This is a genomic window from Microbispora sp. NPDC046973 (genome assembly GCF_040644495.1).
Taxonomy (GTDB): Bacteria; Actinomycetota; Actinomycetes; order Streptosporangiales; family Streptosporangiaceae; genus Microbispora.
On record NZ_JBEYWQ010000004.1, the window covers coordinates 196,549 to 219,821 of the forward strand.

The 23,273-nt window shown below is 73.6% G+C and carries 17 protein-coding genes and 1 tRNA gene; 2 read left to right on the forward strand and 16 right to left on the reverse strand.

Annotation, left to right across the window (positions count from 1 at the left end):
- Positions 1–2 precede the first annotated feature (2 nt).
- From ABZ860_RS10885 to ABZ860_RS10930, 10 genes are all read right to left on the reverse strand, one after another.
- A complete protein-coding gene (locus ABZ860_RS10885) occupies positions 3–2,240 on the reverse strand; it encodes an FtsX-like permease family protein (protein ID WP_357218117.1) in 2,238 nt (745 codons plus the stop codon).
- Positions 2,237–2,917 (reverse strand): ABC transporter ATP-binding protein, encoded by a 681-nt coding sequence (locus tag ABZ860_RS10890; protein WP_357218119.1) that lies wholly within the window; start codon positions 2,915–2,917, stop codon positions 2,237–2,239. The genes ABZ860_RS10885 and ABZ860_RS10890 overlap by 4 nt, the downstream gene beginning before the upstream one ends.
- On the reverse strand, positions 2,914–3,438 hold the full coding sequence (locus ABZ860_RS10895; protein ID WP_357218120.1) for a PadR family transcriptional regulator: 525 nt from the start codon (positions 3,436–3,438) through the stop codon (positions 2,914–2,916). The genes ABZ860_RS10890 and ABZ860_RS10895 overlap by 4 nt, the downstream gene beginning before the upstream one ends.
- 91 nt (positions 3,439–3,529) lie before the next feature.
- A tRNA-His gene (locus ABZ860_RS10900) sits at positions 3,530–3,605 on the reverse strand.
- 83 nt (positions 3,606–3,688) lie between these two features.
- Positions 3,689–4,285, reverse strand: a complete 597-nt coding sequence (gene orn, locus ABZ860_RS10905; protein ID WP_357218122.1) for an oligoribonuclease — start codon at positions 4,283–4,285, stop codon at positions 3,689–3,691.
- A 34-nt stretch (positions 4,286–4,319) separates the two neighbouring features.
- Positions 4,320–5,336: a DUF2510 domain-containing protein gene (locus ABZ860_RS10910; protein WP_357218125.1), complete on the reverse strand. Its 1,017-nt coding sequence runs from the start codon at positions 5,334–5,336 to the stop codon at positions 4,320–4,322.
- A gap of 19 nt (positions 5,337–5,355) precedes the next feature.
- On the reverse strand, positions 5,356–6,702 hold the full coding sequence (locus tag ABZ860_RS10915) for a hypothetical protein (protein WP_357218126.1): 1,347 nt from the start codon (positions 6,700–6,702) through the stop codon (positions 5,356–5,358).
- Entirely contained in the window at positions 6,703–8,349 is a 1,647-nt protein-coding gene (locus tag ABZ860_RS10920; RefSeq protein WP_357218128.1) for a protein kinase, read from the reverse strand. It abuts the gene before it with no gap.
- Between the two features lie 125 nt (positions 8,350–8,474).
- Entirely contained in the window at positions 8,475–10,751 is a 2,277-nt protein-coding gene (locus ABZ860_RS10925; protein WP_357218131.1) for a serine/threonine-protein kinase, read from the reverse strand.
- A 60-nt stretch (positions 10,752–10,811) separates the two neighbouring features.
- Complete coding sequence (locus ABZ860_RS10930) at positions 10,812–11,459, reverse strand: pyridoxamine 5'-phosphate oxidase family protein (protein ID WP_357218133.1); 648 nt, start codon at positions 11,457–11,459, stop codon at positions 10,812–10,814.
- A gap of 83 nt (positions 11,460–11,542) precedes the next feature.
- Here ABZ860_RS10930 and ABZ860_RS10935 point away from each other — a divergent pair, with 83 nt between their 5' ends.
- Positions 11,543–12,928: a PLP-dependent aminotransferase family protein gene (locus tag ABZ860_RS10935; protein WP_357218136.1), complete on the forward strand. Its 1,386-nt coding sequence runs from the start codon at positions 11,543–11,545 to the stop codon at positions 12,926–12,928.
- On the opposite strand, the gene ABZ860_RS10940 is transcribed toward ABZ860_RS10935, so the two are convergent.
- The 3 genes from ABZ860_RS10940 to ABZ860_RS10950 all read right to left on the reverse strand — a co-directional run bounded on the left by ABZ860_RS10940 (position 12,906) and on the right by ABZ860_RS10950 (position 17,275).
- The gene (locus ABZ860_RS10940) at positions 12,906–13,445 is read right to left on the reverse strand and encodes a hypothetical protein (RefSeq protein WP_357218138.1); all 540 of its coding nucleotides are present in this window, start codon (positions 13,443–13,445) and stop codon (positions 12,906–12,908) included. The two genes, ABZ860_RS10935 and ABZ860_RS10940, sit on opposite strands and share 23 nt — an antisense overlap.
- A gap of 197 nt (positions 13,446–13,642) precedes the next feature.
- The gene (locus tag ABZ860_RS10945; protein ID WP_357218139.1) at positions 13,643–15,367 is read right to left on the reverse strand and encodes a sigma factor-like helix-turn-helix DNA-binding protein; all 1,725 of its coding nucleotides are present in this window, start codon (positions 15,365–15,367) and stop codon (positions 13,643–13,645) included.
- Between the two features lie 147 nt (positions 15,368–15,514).
- Positions 15,515–17,275, reverse strand: a complete 1,761-nt coding sequence (locus ABZ860_RS10950; RefSeq protein WP_357218141.1) for a substrate-binding and VWA domain-containing protein — start codon at positions 17,273–17,275, stop codon at positions 15,515–15,517.
- Between the two features lie 113 nt (positions 17,276–17,388).
- Between ABZ860_RS10950 and ABZ860_RS10955 the strand changes: the two genes are divergently transcribed.
- Positions 17,389–18,198 carry an RNA methyltransferase gene (locus ABZ860_RS10955; protein ID WP_357218143.1) on the forward strand — a complete coding sequence of 270 codons (810 nt, stop codon included), beginning with the start codon at positions 17,389–17,391 and terminating at the stop codon, positions 18,196–18,198.
- Here ABZ860_RS10955 and ABZ860_RS10960 read toward each other — a convergent pair.
- The 3 genes from ABZ860_RS10960 to ABZ860_RS10970 all read right to left on the reverse strand — a co-directional run bounded on the left by ABZ860_RS10960 (position 18,185) and on the right by ABZ860_RS10970 (position 23,160).
- A complete protein-coding gene (locus ABZ860_RS10960) occupies positions 18,185–19,072 on the reverse strand; it encodes a D-alanyl-D-alanine carboxypeptidase family protein (protein WP_357218146.1) in 888 nt (295 codons plus the stop codon). The genes ABZ860_RS10955 and ABZ860_RS10960 overlap by 14 nt on opposite strands.
- The gene (locus ABZ860_RS10965; RefSeq protein WP_357218148.1) at positions 19,065–19,601 is read right to left on the reverse strand and encodes a VTT domain-containing protein; all 537 of its coding nucleotides are present in this window, start codon (positions 19,599–19,601) and stop codon (positions 19,065–19,067) included. Before ABZ860_RS10965 ends, ABZ860_RS10960 begins: the two co-directional genes overlap by 8 nt.
- 196 nt (positions 19,602–19,797) lie before the next feature.
- Entirely contained in the window at positions 19,798–23,160 is a 3,363-nt protein-coding gene (locus ABZ860_RS10970) for a BTAD domain-containing putative transcriptional regulator (RefSeq protein ID WP_357218151.1), read from the reverse strand.
- Positions 23,161–23,273: the final 113 nt, after the last annotated feature.

A 23,273-nucleotide genomic window follows, 5' to 3' on the forward strand; every position in this document is an offset into this window, starting at 1 on the left:
TCCTATTCGAAACGCGCGTTGTCGGGTGTGGTCATGCGCCGCAGCAGCGGCAGCGTCGTGAGGATCACCAGGAGGGAGGCGGCCAGACCACCGCCGAGAGAGGCGAAGTAGACGGGTCCCGGCATCGCGATCGACGCGCTCTTCATCGCGAGGGCGTCGATGAGCGGCTCGGCGACGCCGAAGCCGGCGCCGGCGGCGAGCGCGGCGGCCAGCACGAGCGGCAGCGCCGACTCCAGCAGCACCACCGCGGCCAGGGTGCGCGTGGGCGTGCCCGCCAGCCGCAGCAGGGTGAACGGCTGCCTGCGCTCCACCAGCCCGCCGCCGGCCGCCACCACCAGGCCGCAGGCGCCGGCGACCAGGGTGAGCCCGACCATGGCCAGCGCGACGTTCTCCGCCCTGGTGTACAGGTCCGCCCTGACCTCGGCGACCTCGGCGAAGGTCATCGGCGCCTCGACGGTGTAGTCGGCCAGCAGGGTGCGCAGCCGCTCCAGTGTCGCCGGATCGGGCGGGGTGATCATGACGGCCGCCAGGTCGAGCCCGTCGGCGGAGACGGCCGGGCTGGCCGGGCCCGCCAGCGGAAGGAGTCTGTCGACGGTGAGGGGGTTGTCGGCGCCCACGATGCGGGCGAAGTTGCCCGCCACCGCCCGGGCGCCCCTGCCGTCGATGTTCACAGGGCATCGGCCGAGCACGGGGAAGCGGGCCAGATCGGAGCACTCGACGACGTACGGCGCGGGCGGCGGGCCGTCGGGCCGCGGGGGGACGACGTCCATGTCCGCCCTGGCATAGATCGGCAGCACGTCCACCCCCGGGCGGGCGCGCAGCCGGGCGAGCAGCTCCGTCCCCGCCCGCGGTGACAGGCCGGAGACGCCGGGCCGGGAGAACCTGGCGCCGAGGACGTCGTTGAGCGCGCCCCCGGCCACCTTCTGCTGGCCGGCGACCACCGCCGGCACGAGGGCCGCGATCGTCGTCCCGATGAACACCGCCAGCACCAGTCCGCTCACCGATCTGAAGGCGGTCTTCGGATCGGCGGCCAGGCGTCGCGCGGCCAGCAGCGTCGCCCCGCCCCGGGTCAGCCGGGCGGCCAGGCGTGCGGCGACCATGGTCAGCCAGGGGCCGGCCAGCATCAGCCCGCCCATGACCAGCGCGAGCGCGAGGACTGCCAGCAGGTCGTCGGGCTTGCCGTTCCGGTACACCGGGCCCGCGAACATCCCCAGCCCCGCCAGCAGCGGGATCACCCGCCACGCTCGCGGCGGGGACGCGGCGGTCTTCCGCGCCACGCCGAGCGGCGAGATGCGCACCCGGCGCAGCGACCACAGCGCGGCGCCGGCCGCCACGACCGGCACGCCGCCGAGCACGGCCGCGTACTGCCAGAGGTGCGGGGCGACCAGCTCGGGGAAGAACCGGGCGCCGGTGATCCGCACCCCGGCCACGGCCGGCCGTACGAGCTGGAAGATCGCGAGGCCGGCCAGTGCGCCGGCCAGCGCGCCCAGCGCGGCGTCCACCGCCGCGAGCACGTTGACCTGCCGCGTGGTGGCGCCGACCAGGCGGATCGCGGCGAAGCGGGTCTCGCGGCGCGCCGCGGCCAGCCGGGTGGCGGTGCCCACGAGCACCAGCAGCGGGACGATCAGCCCGACGGCGGCGACGCCGAAGCCGAACCGGTAGACGTCCCCGCTGTCGTCGACCGCGGGCAGGGTGGAGACCGCGGAGACCATGTCGACCTGCCTGGCGCCGGGCATGGCGGCGACCTGGTCCGGCGTCCGTCCGACCACGATGACCAGCTCGTCGGGGCCGGACAGCGCCGCGTCGCCGATCAGACCGGCGCGCGTGCCGGGGAAGCGGGCGGCCAGCTCCTCACGCGGCGCCGCGTCCAGCAGCGCGGCGAGCGCGGGCGAGGCGTAATACTGCCCCGGGCCGGGCATATGGGACAGGCCGGGGACGACCGGCGCCCGCGTGCCGAGCGCGGCGGCGTCGAGCCTCTTGATCGTGCGGCCCGCGTAGAAGTCCTCGTGGTAGTTCCACAGCGCGCCGTCGGCCGTCGCGTCGAGGGCCCAGCCGCTGGGCGCGGAGCCGGTCGTGCACTCCCAGCAGGGGCGGTCGTCGGTGGCCTGGAAGGCGTTGAACAGCGACAGTGTGGCCAGCAGCACCGCGACGCCGGCCGCCACCCCGACGACGATCAGCGCCAGTCTGGCCGCCGCCTCCCTGCCGCTGCTCAGCGACAGCCGCAGGCCCAGCCGGATCATCGGACGGCCCCGGTCGTGTACGGGTCGCAGACACGGCCGTCGCGCACCACGACCTCCCGGTCGGCGCAGGCGGCCACCCGGGCGTCGTGGGTCACCACGATCACGGTGGCGCCCTCCTCGCGGGCCAGGCCCACCAGCAGGTCCATCACGTGCTCGCCGGTGAGCGTGTCCAGCGCGCCGGTCGGCTCGTCGGCGAACACGACCCGCGGCCGGGTGACCAGCGCCCTGGCGATCGCGACGCGCTGCACCTGCCCGCCGGACAGCTCCCCGGTGCGCCGGCCGCCCAGGTCGGCCAGCTCCAGCCGCTCCAGCCATTCGGCCGCCCGCCGCTCGGCGTGCCTTCTCTTGGTACGGCCCAGCAGCAGCGGCAGCATCACGTTGTCGGCCGCGGTCAGCTCCGGCACGAGCTGGCCGAACTGGAAGACGAAGCCGAAGGCGGTGCGCCGCAGCTCGCTGCGTCGGCCGTCGTCCAAGGTGTCGAGGCGGCGTCCGTCGAACCGGACCTCGCCGCTGTCGGGCGTGAAGATGCCGGCCAGGCAGTGCAGCAGCGTCGACTTTCCGGAACCGCTGGGACCCATGATCGCCACGACCTCGCCCGCGGCCACCGACAGGTTCGCCTCCCGCAGTGCGGGCGTGCTGCCGTAGGAGCGGCTGACCCCACGGGCCTCGATGATCACGACGCACGCACCATCTCGGCCAGAGCCCCCAGCCGGGCCTGGGTGACGTCGATCCACCGCAGGTCCGCCTCCAGGTGGAACATGGCGTGGTCGGCCAGCAGGGCGTCGGTCAGGGAGCCGCCGCGCTTGACCTCCGTCAGTTCCCGCATGCGCCGCATGTGCGTGGCGCGCTGCGCATCCAGGTAACCGGCGGCGTCACGGCCCAGCATCAGCGCCAGCACGACCTTGGTGAACAGCACCGTCTGCAGGTAGGGCTCGGCCGCGACCGGCTCGGCCAGCCACGTGACGACCTCCTGCCTGCCCAGGGGGGTGATGGCGTAGCGCTTGCGGTCGGGCCCGTCGCCCGGTTCGCTCTGCCCGGTGACCTTGCCGTCCCTGGCCAGGCGGCCGAGCGTGGAGTACACCTGCCCGAAGGGCAGCGGCCTGCCCCGGCCGAAGAAGGTGTCGTAGTCGCGTTTCAGGTCGTATCCGTGGCTCGGCTCCCGCTCCAGCAGGCCGAGCAACGCGAGGGGAACGGTCATGCCCGCACTCTATACGCCGAGTGTATATACGCGGGGAATAAGGGCTCATAAAAAAACGAACGGCCGGTCCGTACGGACCGGCCGTTCGCGTTGGGGTGAGTGATGGGACTTGAACCCACGACATCCAGGACCACAACCTGGCGCTCTGCCAGCTGAGCTACACCCACCATGTCCGCCGTTCGAGGCGTACGAAGAAAGTGTAGCGGTATTTCGGAGTCCTCCGCGCCCTCAATACCGCTCGCCCTCCGGGTCAGGGCCCGGAGACGGCCTCCGCGACCTCGCGGGCGGTGGCGGAGTCGGGGCCGGGCTGCGGCACGAAGACCGCGGCGCGGTAGTAGCGCAGCTCCCGGATGCTCTCGGTGATGTCGGCCAGTGCGCGGTGCCCGCCCTGCTTCTCGGGGGAGGCGAAGTAGACCCGGGGATACCAGCGACGGGCCAGCTCCTTGATCGACGAGACGTCGACCATCCGGTAGTGCAGGAACGTGTCCACCAGCGGCATGTCCCGGGCGATGAAGGCGCGGTCGGTCGCGATCGAGTTGCCGCACAGCGGCGCCTTCTTGGCCTCGGGCACGTGGGAGCGGATGTAGTCGAGCACGACGGCCTCGGCCTCCGCCAGGGTCACCCCCGTCGCGAGCGCCCGCAGCAGTCCCGAGGCCGTATGCATCTCCCGCACGACCTCGGACATCTGCTCCAGCGTCTCGGCGGGGGGCTTGATGACGACGTCCACGCCCTCATCCAGCTGGTTCAGCTCGCTGTCGGTGACGATACAGGCCACCTCGATCAGCGCGTCACGGCCGAGGTCGAGCCCGGTCATCTCACAGTCGATCCAGACCAGCGGGTCAGTCATGGCTCAAGAGTAATGCTGAAGGGTAATGCGGACGTCACTGAGACTGAAGCGAGTCCTCCACGCGCTTGATGACCGACTGGTCCAGGTTGTCCGGCACCGAGACGTACAGCATCGCGGGACGGGCGTTCTGACCGCGGTCGACGAGGACGATCGCGCCCTTCTCCTTCTTCCACTGCAGCTTGTTGGCCTCGGCGACCTTGGTGAAGTCCATCTCGAACTCGATGACCCAGCCCTGCTTGCCGCTCACGGTCAGCGCCTCGTTGCGCAGGATCTTGCGCTCGTGCTGGATGCCGTAGAAGACCTGGTCGTAGGTGAGCAGCAGCGCCTGGGACAGCTGCCCCAAACCCTGCGGGCCGCTGTAGGGGAAGATCTGGGGCACCTCGGCCGTGTAGACGCTGCCCACCCAGTCGCCGCCCCTGCCGTCGTAGTTCGCCTGGGAGGTCGCCTGGCAGCCGCTCGTCCACAGCGGCATCCTCTGGTCGGCGGGGTCGTTGATGTTCTTCGACTCCGGCACCTGCCACTTGTCGCCCGGGTACGCGTACGACAGGCCGGTCACCGGGTCCTTGATGCGGTCACCGGACGGCTGGGGGAGCTGGGGCAGCGGCGGGGTGGACTGCTGCGGTTCCTGCTCGGGCGGCACGGTCTGGTCGAGCTGCGGGGCCGTCGCGGTGGTGTCCGGCCGGGCGAGGGCCGTGCCGGCGCGATCGCGCAGGACGATGACCGCACCGCCGATGACCAGCGCGAGCACGACCACCGCAGCGACGCCGCCCACGATCCACGGCCAGACCGGCGCCGTACGCCTCGGCGCGCCGAACTCGGGTATCGGAAGCTGCGCCGTCTGGTTCGCAGGTCCCCACTGGGGCTGTGCCCACTGCGGGGCCTGCTGAGCCTGCTGCGGGGCTTGCTGAGGGGCCTGCTGCGGGGCCTGGGGCGGCGCCCCGGCCTCCTGCCCGGGAGCGTGGGTGGCGTCGGTCCACTGGGTGCCGTCCCACCAACGCAGGAGAGGGGAGCCGTACGGGTCCGGATACCAGCCGGCGGGGGTCGTCGTCATGCGCGCCACACTAATGAAATCAGCATTTGTAGGTGAAACTTGCCTTGTCCTGGATCGCCTTTCCGGTCGTCGTCGGGGACAGGACGCGGAGCGTGGCCGTGCCCTTGAACGATCCCGATCCGGTCACCTTCCAGTGCAGGGGGAGGTTCACCGACGTGTCTCCCGAGGAGACCCGCTGCTCCTGCTCAAGCGGCTTGCGGTCGTCGCTGCGAATCCAGAGGTAGCGGATCGTCCCGGCCTCGCCGTTGGTCGTGACGACGCCCACGAAATCGGCTCTGCCGTCGCAGCGCACCGTCTTCTTGGGCGCCTTGACGTCGACGTCGTTCACCGCGAGCGGCGCGCCGGGCGCCTGGCGCAGCCACAGGATCACCGCCGCGATCAGGATCGCCAGCAGCAACGTCCCCGCCCACGCCGTCGAACGCCTCCTGCGCCGCCGGGGAGCCGGACCGCCAGGGTGGGTGGCCGTGACGGCGTCGGACGTCTGCCCGGCCCGCCAGATCTGCGCGGCCGTGGTCTCGGTCGGGACCCCGGGCCCGAACCGCATCATCACGTCGCCGGGGCCGTCCGCCGCATCCGGGAGGTCGAGCAGGGTCACCGCCTCCCCGCCGGAAGAGCCGGCCGCCGCGCCGACGGGAGGTTCGGGGGACGCGGGCGCGGAGAGGCCGTGTGCCGCCTGGGCCAGCCGCTCCCTGCCTATGCCGGGGAACGCGTCGCGCTCGGCGAGCAGGGTGTCTCGCGCGGCGGCCAGCCCGTGGGCCGTCGCGGCGGCGGACGCGCGTCGCAGCGCCGCCGCGGCGTGTCCCTGGGCGCAGTTGGCGGCCAGCGCGCCGGCGAGCGCGGCCCAGGCCGCGACGTCCTGCTCCGCGGACGCGTGCTCGCCCCGCAGCGCCCGCAGCAGGCCGCGTTCGGCGAGCAGCACCGAGCCGTCCTCCCCGATCACGACGGTCCCGGCGTGCAGCGCGCCGTGGGCTCCGTGGGCCGGCCCGGCGGCGTGCACGGCGAGCAGCGCCTGCGCGGTCTCCAGGAGAACGGTCGCCGCGCCGCCCGGGTCCAGGCGGCCGGCCGCCATGAGGTCGGCGACGGACGGCGTCGCCCGTGCGGTGATCAGCCAGACCTCGTCACGGGCCGCCACCAGGTCGATCACGGGCAGCAGCCCGATCGGGCCGCCTCCCTGGAGACGCACGTCGGCGCCGACCGCCGCGACGAGCCGTTCGCGTGCCTCGGCCGTCGCGACGGCCCGGGGATCGAACCGCAGGACACCGGACGGCCGTCCGTCGGGGGAGACGGCGTCCGCCCAGGTGCCGACCTCGCTTGGCCGGGTGCGGCCGGTGAGCCGGTGTCCCGCGACCGTCACGCCTTCTCGCATCTACCGCCGCCTTCGGTGCCGTCCCCGCACGCGTCCCATGGCCAGTGTGGCGGGAACGAGGCCGGTCGTCACCAGGGCGGCGGCGAGCCCACCCGTCGGAGTCTCCGGAGGAGGAGCGGGCGAAAGCGTCAGCACGGGCGGGTCGTCGGGGCTGCTGGGCGGCGTGGAAGGCTGCGTCGGCGAGGGCTGGCTGGTGGAGGGCTGCGTCGTGGGCCGGGTGGTGGGCCGCGTCGTGGGCGGCCTGCTGGTCTGGACGGGGCTGGGCCGCGTGGTCGTCTGCGGGTTGCCGCGCGGATCCACCGTGACCGAGTCGTCCGAGGGCACGGGCTTGGGCGAAGGCCTCGGCTTCGGGGTGCGCCTGACGGTCGGCGTGGGCTTCGGCGGCTTCGCGCTCGCCGAGGGGCTGGGCCTGGGGGTCGTCCGCTCGGTCGCGCTGGGCCGCACGGCCGGCGTCGGCGGAACGCTCGGCTCGGGGCTCGTGGCCGCCGGGGTGGGGGTGGCGTCCTCGGGCTCCTCCGTGGGCTCGTCGCCGGAGTCGTCCTCCACCTCGATCGACGAGGGATCGACCGCGGGCGGGCTCGACGTCTCGATCGTCGTCCCGGCCTGCAGGGTGGTGCCGCTGCTCATGGTCTGGACGAGCGCCACCGTTCCGCCCGCGATCACGACCATCCCGGCCAGGGTCAGGCCGATCTTCATACGGGTCTGGCTCAGCAGGCCGCCGAGCCTCGTCTCGGCCAGTGCGGTGCCGGCCTCGGGGGCGTTCTCCCTCAGCGGGAAGAACGGCACGAGCAGCCCGGCGAGCGCCGCGAGCCGGCGCCGTCCGCGCTCCTCCCAGGCCGGGCCGTAGGCGCCGGAGGCGACGGCCTCGAGCTCCCGCACGAACTCCTCGGCCGACGCGAACCGGTCCTCCGGCCGCTTGGCCATGCCGCGCTCCACGAGGTCGCGCAGCGGGGGCGGCACCTCGTCGACCGGAGGAGGGGTCGCCTGGTGCTGGCGGGCCAGCGCGGCCATGTTCTGCGCCCGGAACGGCCGGCCGCCGGTGAGGCACTCGAAGAAGACGACCGTGGCGGCGTAGACGTCGCTCGCCGGTCCGGCCTTGCCGCCCGACCACTGCTCCGGGGCCATGTACGGCGGCGTCCCGGCCGCACTGACCCCCTCGCCGGCCTGCGCCGCGATGCCGAAGTCGACGAGCTTGCTGGTGCCGTCGGCCTCGACCATGACGTTCTCGGGCTTGTAGTCGCGGTGGACGACACCGATGGAGTGCGCCGCGGCCAGGCCGAGCAGCGAGCCCTTGAGCACGGTGAGCGCGGCCTCGGGACCGGTCGGGCCCTCCGAGCGGAGCATCGCGCGCAGCGAGACGCCGTCGATGAGCTCCATGACGATGGCGGCGCCGCGCGCGGTCTCGACGTACTCGTAGAAGCGCGCCGCGTGGGGGTTGGGATCCATCGCGGCGAGCAGGCGGGCCTCGTGCCGGAACCGGGCGACGAAGTGGAGGTCCGCCATCATCTCGTCGGACAGGTACTTGATCGCCACAGGGATGTCGTCGGCGTCGTGCCGCGCGAGTATCACTCGCCCGGCGCCCCCCGTGCCGAGTTCACGTATCTCCGTATAGCCGGGGACGCGCCAGGCGCCCGTCTGGCCGTGCATAACGGTCTGTCTCCTCATCGCCTGGGGCCCCCGCCAAATGACGAGACCGTAGCTTAGTGACGACCTTGCGACTGCGATGAAAAGTCACGATTTAGTCAGAATGAGTTGTCAATAATCGTCTGAGGCTATTTGATGCACGAATCCGTCTGCCGGGTGATCGCGGAGGCGCCGCCCGCCGCGGCCGGGGAGGTCGACGCGGTCACCGCATAGGAGTCGCAGGGCCATCGGGAGTAGGTGTACGAGGCCGTGACGGTGTAGCTCGTCTTGCCCGACAGGTTGAAGGTCCGGATGGCCGCCGTGGAGCCGCCGGTCGTCCAGGTGAGGTCCAGCCGCACGGCGGAGGTGTTGCCCGCGGTGACGGCGATGGTGGCGGTGGCCGTCGTCCCGCTGATCGCCAGGCTCTGCACGCGTACCTGGCTGACCGAGGCGGGGCAGGTCACCGCGGCCGAACGCGAGGCGGCGCCGCCCGGGGCCGCGGGATCGGTCGAGGCACTGAACGTGACGGTCTCGCCGCAGGGACGGCGGGAGAAGGCGTACGACAGCGTCCGCGTGTAGGTCCTCGCTCCGGACAGGCGGACCGTCTTCGTGCCGCCGCCCGAGGAGGACCCGGAGAACCGGCCAGTCAGGTCCACCGGGCCGGTGCCGTCGGTGGTCACCGTCACGGTGGCCGTCGCGACCCCGGCCGAGGACACGACCGGTGTGCCGACCCTCAGCGCGGTGACGGCGGTCGGGCACGGCGGCGCCTTCGCCGTGGCCTCGCGGGCGCCGCCCGGCGCGGCCGGGCCGGTGGTCGCGCTCATGCCCCAGGTGCCCGAGCAGACGTGGCCGAGGTCGCCGGAGACGGTGCGGGTGTAGGACGTCGCGCCGCTGAGGGTGAGTGTGCGGGTGGCGGTCACCGTGCCGTTCGCGGTGAAGCGCACGGTCAGGGTCACCTTGCCGGGACCGCTGGTCCTGACGGTGACCGTTCCGGTGCCGGTCGCGCCGTCCTTGCCTGCGCCGGCCTGGTACGACAACCCGCCGACATCCAGGCCGGCGACCTTGGTGAGCGAGGGGGAGGGCGACGGCTTCACCGAGGGTGTCGCAGAGGGCGTCGCAGAGGGCGTCGGGGAGGGTCTCGGGGAGGGTCTCGTCGTCACCGGAGACGGGCTCCGCACGGGCGTCCGCGCAGGCGCCGCCGAGGGAGATTCGGAGAAGGTCTCGTGCGGGGTCTCGTGCGGAGTCTCATGAGGCGTCTCCTCGGGTGTTTCCTCGGGTGTTTCCTCGGAAACGACCGGCGACGCGGACGCCGTGGCAGGCACGCCCGTGTCGCCCCCGCCCGTGTTCCCCGCGCCCGTGTTCCCCGGGCTCGTGTCCTGCGACGCCGCGACGGTGCGCGTCCCGGCCGAGCCGAGGGCGTACGCGCCGATGCCGCCGCCCGCGACCACCACCAGCACGGCCCCGGCGGTGAGCAGGAGACCCCTGCTCCTGAGCGACCGCAGCCTCGTGGTGAACAGCGAGGTGCCGGTCTCGGCGGGACGCGTCCGGTTCAGCGGGAACGTCGCGGCCAGGGTGGCGGCGAGCGCGGCCAGCCTGCGGCGGCCCCGCTCCTCCCACGCCGGGCCGTACGCCGCGACCGCCGCGTGCTCCAGCTCGGAGACGAACGCGGTCGCGCTGGCCGGCCGCACCGCGGGGTCCTTCGCCATGCCCCGCGCGACCAGGTGCCGCAGCGGCTCGGGGACCTCCTCGACCGGCACGGGCATCGTGCGGTGCAAGTGCCGGAGCACGGACTGCTCGGTCGCCCGGTATGGCCGGTGCCCGGTCAGGCACTCGAAGAAGACCGCGGTCGCGGCGTACACGTCGGACGCCGGCGAGGCGGCCGTGCCCGTCCACTGCTCGGGAGCCATGTACGGCGGGGTGCCGGCCGGGGAATCGGGAGCTCCGCCGGCCCGGACGGCGATGCCGAAGTCGGCGAGCTTGCTCGTCCCGTCGGCGGCGACCAGCACGTTCTCGGGCTTGTAGTCGCGGTGGACGACGCCGGTCGCGTGCGCCGCGGCCAGGCCGAGCAGGGAGCCCTTGAGGACCGCGAGCGCGGCCTCGGGACCCGTAGGGCCCTGCTCGCGCAGCAGCGCCCGCAGGGTGGGCCCGTCGACCAGTTCCATGACGATCGCGGCGCCCCGCCCGGTCTCCAGGTACTCGTAGAGCCGCACCACGTGCGGGTCGTCCAGCTCGACGAGCAGGCGGGCCTCCTGCCGGAAGCGGGCGACGAATCCCTCGTCCCGGCGCAGGTCCTCGGACAGGTACTTGATCGCCACCGGCGCGCCGGACCCCTCGTGGACGGCGAGGACGACGCGGCCGCCGCCTCCGGCGCCCAGCTCCCGCGTCACCCTGTAACCGGGCACATCCCAGTGCTCGGCGGAACTCATGCGGCCTCCCTTGCCGACGAACGGTCGGCCGCAGTTTCGGTGAAACCGCTTGCAATCCGCTTACAGCCGCGGCTGACGGTTCGCGACGTGCGGGGGGACCGGGATGCCGGGCGCGAGGCGCGGGTCGGGCTCGGGCGTGCCCCACGACACGGCCAGCGGCAGCACGCCCGCCCAGACGGGCAGGTCGTAGTCCTCCTCGTCGTCCTTCGGCGGCCCCTGACGGACCTTCACCGAGGCCTCCTCCAGGGACAGGGCGACCACGGCCGTGGCGGCCGTCTCCTTGCGGTCCGGCAGGCGTACGACGTCCCACTGACCGGGGGCGAGCTGCTCGGTGATGGCCCGCAGGCCGGCGAGCCGTTCCTCGGGGTCGTCCACCAACCGGGCGAGGCCGTAGACCATGGCGGACCGGTAGTTCACGGAGTGGTGGAAGGCGGAGCGCGCCAGCACGACGCCGTCGAGGTGGGTCACGGTGACGCAGACCGGGTTGCCGAGCGCGGCCCGCAGCGAGGTCGCGCCGGTGGAGCCGTGCAGATAGAGGGTGCCGCCGATACGTCCGTAGCCGGTGGGGATCACCATGGGGGACCCGTCGGCCAGCACGCCGAGGTGACAGATGAGGCCGGCGTCCAGGATCGCGTACAGGTCGGCGCGGTCGGTCCGGGCGCGGTCTTTCGACCGCCTGAGGGTGGTACGGGCGGTTGTGGAGAGCATGTCCGTTACGTTAGGGCGAAGTGGACCGGCGGAATACGTCCACTCTGGGCCGATACGGAGAGACCACTTCTGCGGAGAGCACTGTGCGCCTGACGATCGATGTGCCGCTGGCGGTGGACCGCGAGTCCCCGGTGCCGCTCGCCGTGCAGGTGGCCGGCCAGCTGCGGGAGGCCATGCGCGGCGGCCGGCTGAGGGCGGGGGAGCGGCTGCCGTCCACCCGTGCCCTCGCCGCCCTGCTGGGGGTCAGCAGGACCGTCGCGACCGACGCGTACCAGCAGTTGTATGCCGAGGGGTGGCTGGACGGGCGGCACGGCTCGGGCACCTACGTGGCCGATGACACCCTGCCGTACGACAAGCCTGTCGCGCAGGCGGCCGAGGCCCGCGGGGCCGTCCGCCGCGAGCCGGCGCCCCCGGGAGTGGTGGACCTGCGTCCCGGGCGGCCGTGGGTGCTCGGGTACGACACGGCGGCGTGGCGGCGGGCCTGGCGCTCGGCCGGCGAGCTCGCGCTGAACGCGTTCCCCGACCCCTACGGCCACCCGGAGCTGCGCGAACTGCTGGCCGACCACCTGCGCAGGGCCAGGGCCGTGCCGGTGGGCGCCGGGAACGTCATGGTCACCAGGGGCACCGGCAACGGCCTCGACCTGATCGCCGCCACGCTGCTCGGGCCGGGGACCCGGGCCGGGGTGGAGGAGCCCGGGTGGCGGGCCGCCCGGCGCATCTTCGCCTCCAGGGGCGCGGAGGTCGTGCCCTGCCCCGTGGACGAGCAGGGCGTGATCGTCGAGGCGCTCCCCGACGACCTGCGGGTGCTCTACACCACGCCCGCGCACCAGTTCCCGGTCGGCGGCAGGCTGCCGATCCCGCGCAGGGAGAAGCTGCTCGCCTGGGCGCGCAGGACCGGCGCGATCGTCGTCGAGGACGACTACGACGCCGAGTTCCGCTACGACGTCGCGCCGCTGCCCGCGCTCTACGGGCTCGACCCCGGGCGGGTGGTGCTGCTCGGCACGCTGTCGAAGTCGCTCGGTCCCGACGTCGGGCTCGGCTGGCTGGTCGCCCCCGCCGGCCTGCTCGACGCCGTGGCCGAGCGCCGGATGCACCTCGCCGACCGCACGTCGGGGCCGGTCCAGCAGGCCGTGGCGACGCTGCTGGAACGCGGCGACCTCGACCGGCACCTGCGCAGGATGCGGCTGGAGTACGCCCGCCGGAGGGCGGCCATCGTCGAGGCGCTCGGGCCGTACGTGCGGGGCGACACGGCCGGGCTCCACGTCATGGTCACCCTGCCCGCCGGCGTGGTCCCCGGCCTCGTACGCCGGGCCGGGGAACGCGGCGTGCTCCTGGACACGGCCGAACCGCACCACCTCGGGCCGCCTCGGGTGCACGGCCTCGTGCTGGGTTACGGCTCCGCGTCCCGGGCCGACGTGCGGCGTGGGTGCGCGGTGATCCGGGAGCTCATACCCGCTGAAGAAGCCTGAGCTCGCCTCTGGACAGGGGGACCTCCAGGTTGAGCGCCTCCTCGCCGATGATGCGGGCGATGTCGATCGATCCCGGGTCGCCCTCCCTGGTGCCCGGCACCTGCGAGTGGCCGAAGTGGCCGCCCCGCGCCCACAGCCGTTTGCTGCGCTCGGCGACCAGGGAGTGCGGATAGGGCAGTGGAGGACCGGCCGGCCAGCGGCGCGGCACCTCCCAGGAGTCGAGCCAGGCCAGGATGTCGTCCAGGCCGTCGAGCTTGGTGTCGGTGAACGGTTCCCTCGCCGAGCCGATGACTTGGATCTGCACGCAGATCCGTCCGTTCCTGCCGCGGTCCGCGGCGAGCCCGCCGCCCGCCCTGGTGGGCGGGAGCAACTGGACGATCTCCCCGGTCACCGGGTTCCACACCAGGTGGGAGGGCCGGCGGAGCTGGATCAGCCGCTGGGCGACGGACCTGGCCGAGACCCCTTGGGGGTCGGCGGGCCAGATGAACCAGACGGTCCTCGGGGCTCCTCCGAGCATCGCTCCGGAGTCCCCGGGGGAGGGAAGTCGGCTTGCGCCGGGCAGCCATGCTTGGGCCACAATGCCCCCTCAAATCCTCGGTCGCGTCGTTTTTCCCCTTTCAAACTTCCGCTGACACCTCGCGACTCCTGATTGTTACTGGCGGGTGCCAATCTTCCACCGAGTGTGTAACAACTGGTGATCCTGTGACGCATGCGTCAGGCAGTGGGAGTGGCGGCGGCCTCGCCGGCCGGAGGCGGGCCGTCGCCCGACTCGCCCGTCGGCTGTGAGGAGGAGCCGGTCGTGGGGCGGGTCGTCGGACCCGTGGTGGGGCCGGAGGTCGGCTCCGGCACCGGGTCGGCGTCGTCGCCCCCCTCCTGGCCGTCCCAGGCCACGCGGCACGAGGGCCGGCCGGCTGAGGACTCGAAGGTCACCACGCCTTTGCCCGCGACGCCGGGATCGACGACGGCGAGCGTGACCCGGCCGCTCGCGCCCGCGCGGAGCCTGCCGTGCCGGGGCGAGACCGCGATCCCGCCCGAGGTGACGGCCGTCCACTCGACCACGGCGTTGCGCGCGGCCAGCGTGATCGACGCGCCCGCGGCCCCGCCCAGGTCTCCGGGGCACAGCGCCGTCAGCGCCGGCCTGGGCGCGCGTTGCGTACGCGGGGGAGTCGGCCGCGACCGCCCCGAGGGTGCGGGGGTGTGGGGCGGGGCGGTCGCGGCCGATTGGGGGGAACCGTCCGGTGGAGGTGTCTCGTCTCCGGATGCGGCAGGCGTCGCCGTGGGCGGGTCGCCCTCCTCCGGGCCCAGCACAGGCTCTTCGGAGGCAGGGTCTTCAGGGGCAGGGTCTTGGGGGGCAGCCGTCGGGGATACGCGTATCGTCTCGAGCCGCTCGGCCGGAGCCTGGCCGGAGACCAGCGCGAGCCCGCCAGCCGCGCCGAACACGCAGACGGCGGCGAGCATGACGGGGGCGGTCCGCAGCGGGCGGGAGCGGACCCGCCCGCGCCCTGCCCGTGCCCGCTCTGCCCGTCCCCGCTCTGTCCGCCCGCGCTCTGTCCGCCCGCGCTCTGCCCGCCTGCCGGTGGTCGCCGGGAAACCGCGCCCGTCGAGCTCGGCGGTGGCGGTGGCGATGGCGGAGGTCGTGGCCGCGTCGCGCCGGTCGGCGTGGAGCGCGGACTCGATCACCCGGCTGCGCAGCGAGAGCGGGGGGAAGGCGACGGGGATCATGTCGAGCAGCCGCGCGGCCGACACGTGCCTGCCCCGGCCTTCGCGGCAGATCTCACAGGCCGCGATGTGCTTGCTCAACCGCTTGCGCAGGGGAGGGCCGAGGGGGCCGTCCTGCCAGGCGGCGCCCACGCCGTGGTCGACCAGGGCCGACAGCTCCGGGCAGTGGGCCCGGCCGACCCTGGCCAGCACGAGGGCCGCGGCGGCGTTCTCCAGGTGGTCGCGGGCCCGGGTGAGCCGCGCCGACACCTGCCGGGAGGCGAGCCCGAGGACAGATCCGATCTCGGCCGCCGTCAGGCCGTGCCGTACGGCGAGTTCGAGCACCTCGCGCTCGTGGTCGCCGAGTTCCCCCAGCGCCTCCCGCACGAGCGTGGCGAGCGGGGGATCGGCGGACTCCTCCACCTCCATGACGGGGCCGGTGAGGGGCCCGGCCCCTCTTCGGGTGGCGCTGTGGAACCGGGTCAGCGCGTACAGCCAGGCCCGCAGCCGGGCCGGTTCCTTCAACCGGCCGGCGCAGCAGGACGCGGCGACGAGCGCGTCGTGCACCGCACGCTCCGCCGCGTCGAGGTCGCGCACCAGCGTGTACGCGTAGTCGCTCAGCCGGTCGGCGTAGGCGTCGTACAGCGCGGCCGGGGCCTGGGCGTCCGCGCCGCCCCCGCGGCGCAGCGCCTCCAGCAGTCGGTGGTCGTCGGCTCGCCCGACGCCGGGCCATGCGGGCAACGAACATTCCTCCCCGTGTGACGGAACCTGGTCTCGCCGGTCCCCACACGAGTGGGACGCCGTCCCCTCTGGCGTCGTTTACGGCTCACACGGTCATGCCCGGCAGTCATGCCCAACCGGCATGACCTGGGAAAACAGATACCGCTGTTACTTCAGGCGGCGTGCGATGCCCTTGAGGAAGATGTTGCGGATCTCCAGGACCGTCTGCGGGAAGTAGGCGGCGCCGCCGGTCGCCTTGGCGATGGAGGTCATCTGCGTCCGGTCCTCGTCCTTCTGGGTGTTGAACGAGATGATCAGGATGCTCACCGGCCGCTTGGGGTCGTAGGCGTCCTTCAGCTTCCGCAGGATCTCGTCGTTGGAGATGCCGCCGTTCGGGTCGTCGTTGCCGACGCCGTCGGTGAACAGCAGGATCGTGTTGACCTTGTCGGGCTCGTACTCCTTGGTCATCTTCTGGTAGGCGGCCCACAGGGTGTCGTTCAGGCCGGTGTTGCCCGTGGGGATGGCCTTCGCCTGGCGCATGGCCTGAGTGATCACCTCGCGGCGGGTCACCCCGTTGATCTGCTGGGCCAGCGGCCCGATCTGCACGACGGGCTTCCAGTCGACGCCCTCGCCGCGCAGGTTGTCGGAGAAGGCCCAGATGCCCACCTCGGCCTTGTCCGGGAAGAGCTTCAGGCCCTCGACGGTGAGGCCGGCGATCGCGCGCATCCGGGTGACGCCGGTCTTGTCGGCGGGCAGCGCCATGGTCCCGGAGATGTCGATGAGGGAGAGCAGTCTGGTGCCGAGCTTGATCTGGTGCCACGCCTGCGAGAGGCGGGTGACGGTCGCGGCGTCCGGCAGCGGGATCGCGGCCGGCTTCTTGGCGTTCACGCCGTTGTCGGGCTTCAGCAGGCTGCCGCCCTTGCCGTCGGGCGCGCGGAAGCCGTAGTCCTGGACGGTCTTCCTGCCGCTGGGCGAGGTCACCTCGTTCGCCAGGGCCTGCGCCGCCTTGCGCGTCGCGGCGTCCTTCGCCGTGACGATGATCGGGTAGTCGAGGCTGATCGTGCCCTCGGCCGGATAGAGCGCGACCGCCGGGTTCGATGGGGTCGTCGTCGTGTTGTACGACCACACGGCCTGCTCGGACGTCACGCCGACCGGGATGCGGGCCGCGGCCTTGGTCAGCGTGGCGAACATGCTGTCGGGCGTCGACACGGTGGACTCCGACAACTGGCGCAGCACGCCGACGAGCGTCTCCTCGCTGCCGCCTCCCTGCTGGAGCACGGCGGCCCCGGCCAGCAGCGCGCCGAGGCCGGCGGCGTTCTGCGTGGGGTCGAGCGCGAGCACGCGCACCTTCCGCGCCAGGCCGTCGGGGTTGGCGGCGTTCGCCGCGCTCATCAGCCCGGTCCAGCTCGGGCTGAAGGCCGACTGGAGCTTGTCCGCGCCGGTCTTGGACGCGGCCAGCACGACGGGGGTGCTCGCGGCGTTCCCGGCGGGCTCGGGCGCGTTCTTGACGCCGCTCAGCCACAGGCTGGAGTCGGGGATCCACAGATCGGGGTTCAGCTTGCCGCTGGTGGGCCCGGTGCCCGCCATCGCGTTGGCGACGTCGGCCGGCTCGGCGGCCTTGACCGTGACGGCGACGCACTTGCCGTCGACGGCCCTGCCCGACTTGCCGAACCTGGTGGCGATCTTCTGTACGGCGGGCTGGATGTCGGGCGAGGCGACGACCGAGAGCTTCACCTTCTCGCCGGCGCAGCCCGGGCTCTTGTTCACCACGACGTACGCGGCGACGCCGAGGAGCACGGCCAGAGCGACCGCTCCGGCCAGCGGGACGAACACCGTCCCCCGTCCGGCCCGCCGCCGCGGCGGCGGCGGGGGCTCGTACTGGGGGTCGAAGCCGCCATCGAGTTCGTCTGTGCGGTGCCGTCCGCCCACGGTGCTCTCTCCGGTATCGACTGGCCGTAACAGGTTTAGGGAACGATACTGGCAAAAGCCACATCTTGCGCCGAGTGTGCGTGAGTGTTCTACCTGGCCGTACGCTGAGGCCCGTGGTCATCCCGGTGGAGGACGCCGCCGATCCGCGCCTGTCGGACTACGTGCGGCTGCGCGACGTCGATCTGCGCAAGAGCGTCGAGAGCGAGCGCGGGCTGTTCGTCGCCGAGGGCGAGAAGGTCATCAGGCGGGCGATCGGCGCGGGCCATCCGGTGCGCTCGGTGCTGACCACGGCCAAGTGGCTCGACGCGCTGGCCGACGTGGTCGGGGAAGCCACCGTCTACGTGGTCTCCGACCGGGTGATGGAGGGCATCACCGGCTTCCAGGTGCACCGGGGCGCGCTCGCCGCGATGGAGCGCACCCCGCTTCCCCCGGTCGGCGAACTTCTCGCGGACGCGGGGCCGCGGATCCTCGTCCTGGAGGATCTGGTCGACCACGGCAACGTGGGGGCGATCTTCCGCTGCGCGGCGGCGCTCGGCGTCGGTGCGATCGTGCTGTCGCCGCGCTGCGCCGACCCCCTCTACCGCAGGGCCGTCAAGGTGTCGATGGGAGCGGTGTTCGCGATCCCGTACGCCCGGATGGCCGACTGGCACGGCGGCCTGGCGGAGCTCAGGGCGGCCGGGTTCCGCCTGCTGGCGCTCACGCCCGATCAGTCGGCCGTGCCGCTGGACAAGGCCCCGCTGTCCGGCCGGGTCGCGCTGATGCTCGGCTCGGAGGGCGACGGGCTGTCGTCCCACTGGCTGCACGAGGCCGACCAGCCCGTCTGCATCCCGATGAGCTCACGGGCGATGGACCTCGGCGTCGACTCCCTGAACGTGGTGGCCGCCGCGGCCATCGCCTGCCACGGCCTGCTCAGGGGAGCGTGACCCCCGCCCCCGCCAGGGGTCCCTCGCCGGCGTCCTGGCCGGTGTTCTGGCCGGCCAGGTCGAGCAGCTTGCGTGCCGTCGCGAACCTCGCCTTGTCGCTGCGCTCGCCCAGCACGACCCCCACGTAGGTGCGCCCGTCCCGGACGGCGGCGAACGACAGGCAGTAGCCGGCCTGGTTGGTGAAGCCGGTCTTCAGCCCCACCGCGCCGTCGTCCAGCAGGTCGTTGGTGTTGCGCCACACGTGTGCCCGGTGAAGGGACGACTTCCCGACCACCCGCTTGGGCGTCTTGGCGACGGACGCGATCACGGGGTCGCGCAGTGCCGCCACGGCCAGCGCCGCCTGGTCGCGGGCGGTGGAGTACCCCTTGGACGGCAGCCCGTCCGGGTTGGCGTAGCGGGTGTCGCGCAGGCCGAGCGCCCGCGCCGCGTCGTTCATCTTGGCGACGAACCTCGCCGTCCCCGGGCCGTACCGCTCGGCCAGGGCGTGGGCGGCGTCCGCTCCCGAGGGGAGCATGAGCCCGTAGAGCAGGTCGCGCACCGTGAGCCGTTCGCCCGCCCGCAGGCCCGCCGTCGTGGCCCCGCCGGCCGCCGCGTGCCGTACGTCGGCCTTGGTGATGGTCAGCACGTCGTCCAGCCGGGCCTGCCGCCGGACCACGTAGGCGGTCATGACCTTGGTCAGGCTCGCGATCGGCACCCGGCGGGTCTCGCGCTTGGCGAACTGGACCGTTCCCTCCGTGGTGTCCACCAGGTAGGCCTCCCTGGCGGTGACCGGCGGAGCCTGCGTGGTTCTGGCGGGTGCGGCCTGAGCGGGCGCGGCCGCGGTCCCTGCCGTGACGAAGGCGGCGGCCAGCGCGATGAGTACCCCGTTACGCATCCCGACATGATCGCACGGCTTCGGACGCGGCGGGCGCGTCCCCGTCCCTGCCCTTCCTCCTGCGGCGCCGTACGAGGAGGGCGACGGCCAGGGCCACGACGGCGACGACGGCGGCGGCCAGCGCGGGGGACCGGGCCGCCAGCGACAGCCAGGCCCACAGGAGCGAGTAGAGGCCGAAGGAGGTCACCGGCACCCAGGTCAGGCAGCCGAGCGCGCTGGCCACCACATACCAGCGGTAGTCCACCCGCAGCGCCCCCGCGACCCACGGCAGCGTGTGCCGCAGGCCCGGCACCCAGAAGCAGCCGTACACGGCGAGCGCACCCCACCGGCGCACCACGTTCTCCACGCGCTCGATGCGCTCCCGGCCGACCCTGCGGCCCACGCGCGAGCGGTAGAGCGCCTCGCCGAGCCTGCGGCCGACCCAGTAGTACACCTGGAACGCGCCGAACAGGGCGACCGCGCCGACCGCGACGACCAGCCACAGAGGGAGGCCGAACACGGAGGCGGCCGTGGGGTCTGGAATCCGCACGTGCTCTCACCGCCGGTCATGGTGGGCAGTCATTAGGCAAGCCTCACCTTAGCGCTCCGCATCGCACCGATTGCAACCGATTGTCAACCGGTGATCAATCCGTCCTCTGTACACCTGAGAGGACGAGAGGCGACGGGTTCGCGATGCGACAGGGGCCTTCGCGAGCTCCGCCTCGCCCGCTCGCTCCCCTGCTTGCTCACCTGTTCGCGAGCGCCCCCCGGGCCTCGGCGACCCATCGGGGCACGCCCACCCGCTCCGCCACGGCCAGCGCCTTCTCGTAGTGGTCGCGGGCCGGCAGGCCGAGCCGTACGGCGAGGTCGCCGAGGGTCTTCGCCACCGGCCACAGGGCGACCACGCCGGTGCCGGCCCCGGCGATGCGGTCGCGGAACGGCGCCAGCTTCTCGTACGCCTCCCGCATCCGGCCCTCGTCGTCCAGCAGCATCCCGGCGAGCGCCCGCCAGATGAGGGCGAGCTCGTAGAGAAAGTCGGTGCGGACCGGTTCCCGGCTCGCGGCCACCACCCGCGCGTCCCTGACGTGTCCGGCCGAGGCGAGCGCCACGGCGTAGGCGTCGAGCGTCCACTTCGCGCCGCGCTGGTGGGCCTCGCCCAGCGGCTCGGCCATCTCGGCGGCCCGCCCGTCCACCAGGTGCAGGCAGAACGTGGCGATCAGCGGCAGGTCCTGGCGGCCTTCGAGCATGCCGGCCCGCGCGGTCAGCCGCGCCGCGTTCCGGTAGGCCCGCTCGGCCCCGGCGTAGTCACCGGTGATCATCAGCCGCTGCCCGGCGTACCACGCGCCGACGGCCGCCGGGGCGGGTAGGGCGTACTGGCGACCGAGGCGTTCGGCCTGCGCGAGGTGCTCGTCGGCCTCGGCGAAGTCGCCGCGGGCCGCCGCGCACTCCAGCAGCACGAGGTGCGCCAAGGTCTGCACCGCGATCTGGCCCGACTCCGCCCCGACCAGCAGCAGCTCACGGCCGATGGTCTCGCGCTCGTCGACCTGCGTCAGCGTGTACGACTGCCGCAGCCGCCCGCTCAGCGCCATCGCCAGCAGCGCGGGGTCGCCGCTCGACCTGGCCAGCTCCTCGGCCTCCAGCGACGCCTGGTAGCCGCGCTCGGTGGCCGACCCCTCCAGCTCCAGGGCCAGCGTCGCGAGCAGGCTGGCCCGCAGCGACTGCTCGCCCTCCGGCAGCTCGACCAGCGCCTTCTCGGTGACGTCGACGATCTCCCAGGCCGTGCGCGTGAAGTCGCGGGCGATGCCCTTGTGCGGCACCGCGAGCGCCGCCGCGACCCGGGCGGTCAGCTCCAGATCGCCGAGGGGCAGCGCGACCGACATCGCCTCCCCCCGGTGCGCGCGGGCGGCGGTCATGTCCCCGCACAGCGCCAGCGCCCTGATCATCCGCAGCTGAAGCTCCAGCCGGTCGCGCACCGATCCACGGCCCGCCTGGGCCCGGCCTGTCTGCGCACGGTCGAAGGCGGCGATGGCCTGCTGCCAGAGCGTGGCGGCCTCTCTGTGGGCGAACCTGCGCTCGGCCTGCTCGGCCGCCAGCCCGGCGTACCGAACGGCTTTCGCGGCGGTCTCCACTGTGCCCGCCGCGTCGTAGTGGTGGGCCAGCGCGGCCACGTCGTTCGGGCTGCGCTGCTCGATCACCGAGGCGACCGCGGCGTGCAGGCGCGAGCGGCGCAGCCGGGAGGCGTCCGAGTAGATCGTGTCCCTGACCAGGTCGTGGTCGAACCTGAGCAGGCCGGGGCCCGGCTCGGTCACCAGCCCGGCGAGCAGGGCCGCCTCGACCGCGTCCACCACGGCGTCCTCGTCGCCCGACACGTCGACCAGGACGTCCACGTCCACGTCACGGCCGATCACGGCGGCCTGCAGCAACACCTGCTGGGCCCGCTCCGGCAGCCGGGCGATCCGCCGCCGCAACACGTCGCGCACGCCCGAGGGCACCTCGGAGATGTCGGCCTCGGCCTCGAACAGCCGCGCCGTCTCCTTGACGAAGAACGGGTTGCCGCCCGCCCGCTCGACGATCGTGCTGACGACCTCGTCGTCCACCTCGTGCACGCAGGTCGCCCGGACGAGCTCCGCCACCGCGGCGTCGTCGAGACCGCCGAGCCCCACGCGTACGGGGTCGAGCCGGGCCAGCGCGGCCAGCACGTCCTGCTGCTGGTCGTTCAGCTCGCCGTCGCGGCAGGTCACGACCACGAGCACGCGGCTGGCCGCGAGCAGGCTGGGCAGCGCGCGCAGCAGCGCGAGGGTCTGGTCGTCGGCCCAGTGCAGGTCCTCCAGGAGGATCAGCAGCGGGGCCTCGCGCGCCACGGCCGACAGGTAGCCGCCGACGGCCCGGTGCAGCCGGAAGCCGCCCGACGCCTCGTCGTCGGCGATGTCGGGAGCGGCGTCGTCGAGCAGCGGCGCCAGCAGCGCGGCGTACTCGCCCGCACCCCTGCGGGCGACCAGGGCGCGCAGCACCTCGACCCAGGCCCAGCCGGGCGGGGTCGCCGTGCTGTCGGGGCAGCCACCGGTCGCCCCGATCCAGCCGTCGCCCTCCAGCCGTTCGAACAGCCGCCGCACCAGTGTGGTCTTTCCCGCGCCGGGATCGCCGCTGACCACGGTGACCGTGAACCGGCCCGCCTGGGCGCGGGGCGCGGCGGCGGCGAGCGCGGCCAGTTCGGCGTCGCGCCCGACGAACGGTTCGGGCTCCAGCGGCGGGGCGTCGCCGGTGGCGACCGGCCGGGGCGGCCAGGTCGCGGTGATCTCGGCGGGCCGCCGGGGCGCGGGGAGCACGAGGTCGAGCCCGGGGTCCTGGGCCAGGATGTCCGACTCCAGCTTCCGCAGCGCCGGCCCAGGGTCGATGCCCAGCTCGTCGGACAGGATCGTGCGGGCCCGGCGCAGCGCGGCGAGCGCGTCGCCCTGCCGCCCGCACCGGTACAGCCCGAGCGCGAGCAGCCGCCAGCCCTCCTCGCGCAGGGCGTGCTCGGTGGTCAGCGCCTCCAGGTCGGGCACGGTCTCGGCGTGCAGGCCCATCCGCAGCCCGGCGTCGGCATGCCGCTCCCTGGCCACCAGGCGCAGCTCGCTCAGCCGCGCCACCTCCGCCTCCGCCCAGGACTGGTCGGCGAAGTCCGAGTACGGCGTGCCCTGCCACAGCGCGAGCGCCGAGTCCAGCCGGGCCCGGGCGGCCTGGGGGCTGTCCTCCATCCGCTCGCCGGCCGAGCGGACCACGGCCTCGAAGCGCAGCGCGTCCACCTGCTCCGGGGCGGCGCGCAGGGCGTACCCCGACGCGACGGTCACGAGCAGGCGGTTGGGCCCGCCGCGCGGACGGTTGGGCTCCAGCACGCGGCGCAGCCGGGAGATGTAGACCTGCAACCCCGACTGGGCGCCCTTGGCGGTGTCGTCGTCCCACAGGTCGAACAGCAGGGTGTCCACGGGCACGACCTGGCCGCGCGCCACGAGCAGGCGGGCCAGCACCGCGCGCTGCCGCAGCCCGCCGAGGTCGAGCTCGTCGGTGCCGTCGTGCGCCCCCACCGGTCCGAGGACCCGGAACGTCACCGGGCTCGTCGGGGGGCTCATCGGGCGCTCCTCCGCTGTCGTGCGTCGTGCCTGCCGGCCGCTGCTGGTCGTCCCATCTCAGGCGTCACCGTATGCGCGCCCGCGTAGGGGCACAAGGCATTCACCAACCCGGA

Bases quoted from the DNA above. Each gene is read 5' to 3' on its own strand.
- ABZ860_RS10885 (WP_357218117.1), bottom strand. From the start codon at position 2,240: ATGATCCGGCTGGGCCTGCGGCTGTCGCTGAGCAGCGGCAGGGAGGCG.
- ABZ860_RS10895 (WP_357218120.1), bottom strand. From the start codon at position 3,438: ATGACCGTTCCCCTCGCGTTGCTCGGCCTGCTGGAGCGGGAGCCGAGC.
- orn (WP_357218122.1), bottom strand. From the start codon at position 4,285: ATGACTGACCCGCTGGTCTGGATCGACTGTGAGATGACCGGGCTCGAC.
- ABZ860_RS10910 (WP_357218125.1), bottom strand. From the start codon at position 5,336: ATGACGACGACCCCCGCCGGCTGGTATCCGGACCCGTACGGCTCCCCT.
- ABZ860_RS10915 (WP_357218126.1), bottom strand. From the start codon at position 6,702: ATGCGAGAAGGCGTGACGGTCGCGGGACACCGGCTCACCGGCCGCACC.
- ABZ860_RS10920 (WP_357218128.1), bottom strand. From the start codon at position 8,349: ATGCACGGCCAGACGGGCGCCTGGCGCGTCCCCGGCTATACGGAGATA.
- ABZ860_RS10925 (WP_357218131.1), bottom strand. From the start codon at position 10,751: ATGAGTTCCGCCGAGCACTGGGATGTGCCCGGTTACAGGGTGACGCGG.
- ABZ860_RS10930 (WP_357218133.1), bottom strand. From the start codon at position 11,459: ATGCTCTCCACAACCGCCCGTACCACCCTCAGGCGGTCGAAAGACCGC.
- ABZ860_RS10940 (WP_357218138.1), bottom strand. From the start codon at position 13,445: ATGCTCGGAGGAGCCCCGAGGACCGTCTGGTTCATCTGGCCCGCCGAC.
- ABZ860_RS10960 (WP_357218146.1), bottom strand. From the start codon at position 19,072: ATGCGTAACGGGGTACTCATCGCGCTGGCCGCCGCCTTCGTCACGGCA.
- ABZ860_RS10970 (WP_357218151.1), bottom strand. From the start codon at position 23,160: ATGAGCCCCCCGACGAGCCCGGTGACGTTCCGGGTCCTCGGACCGGTG.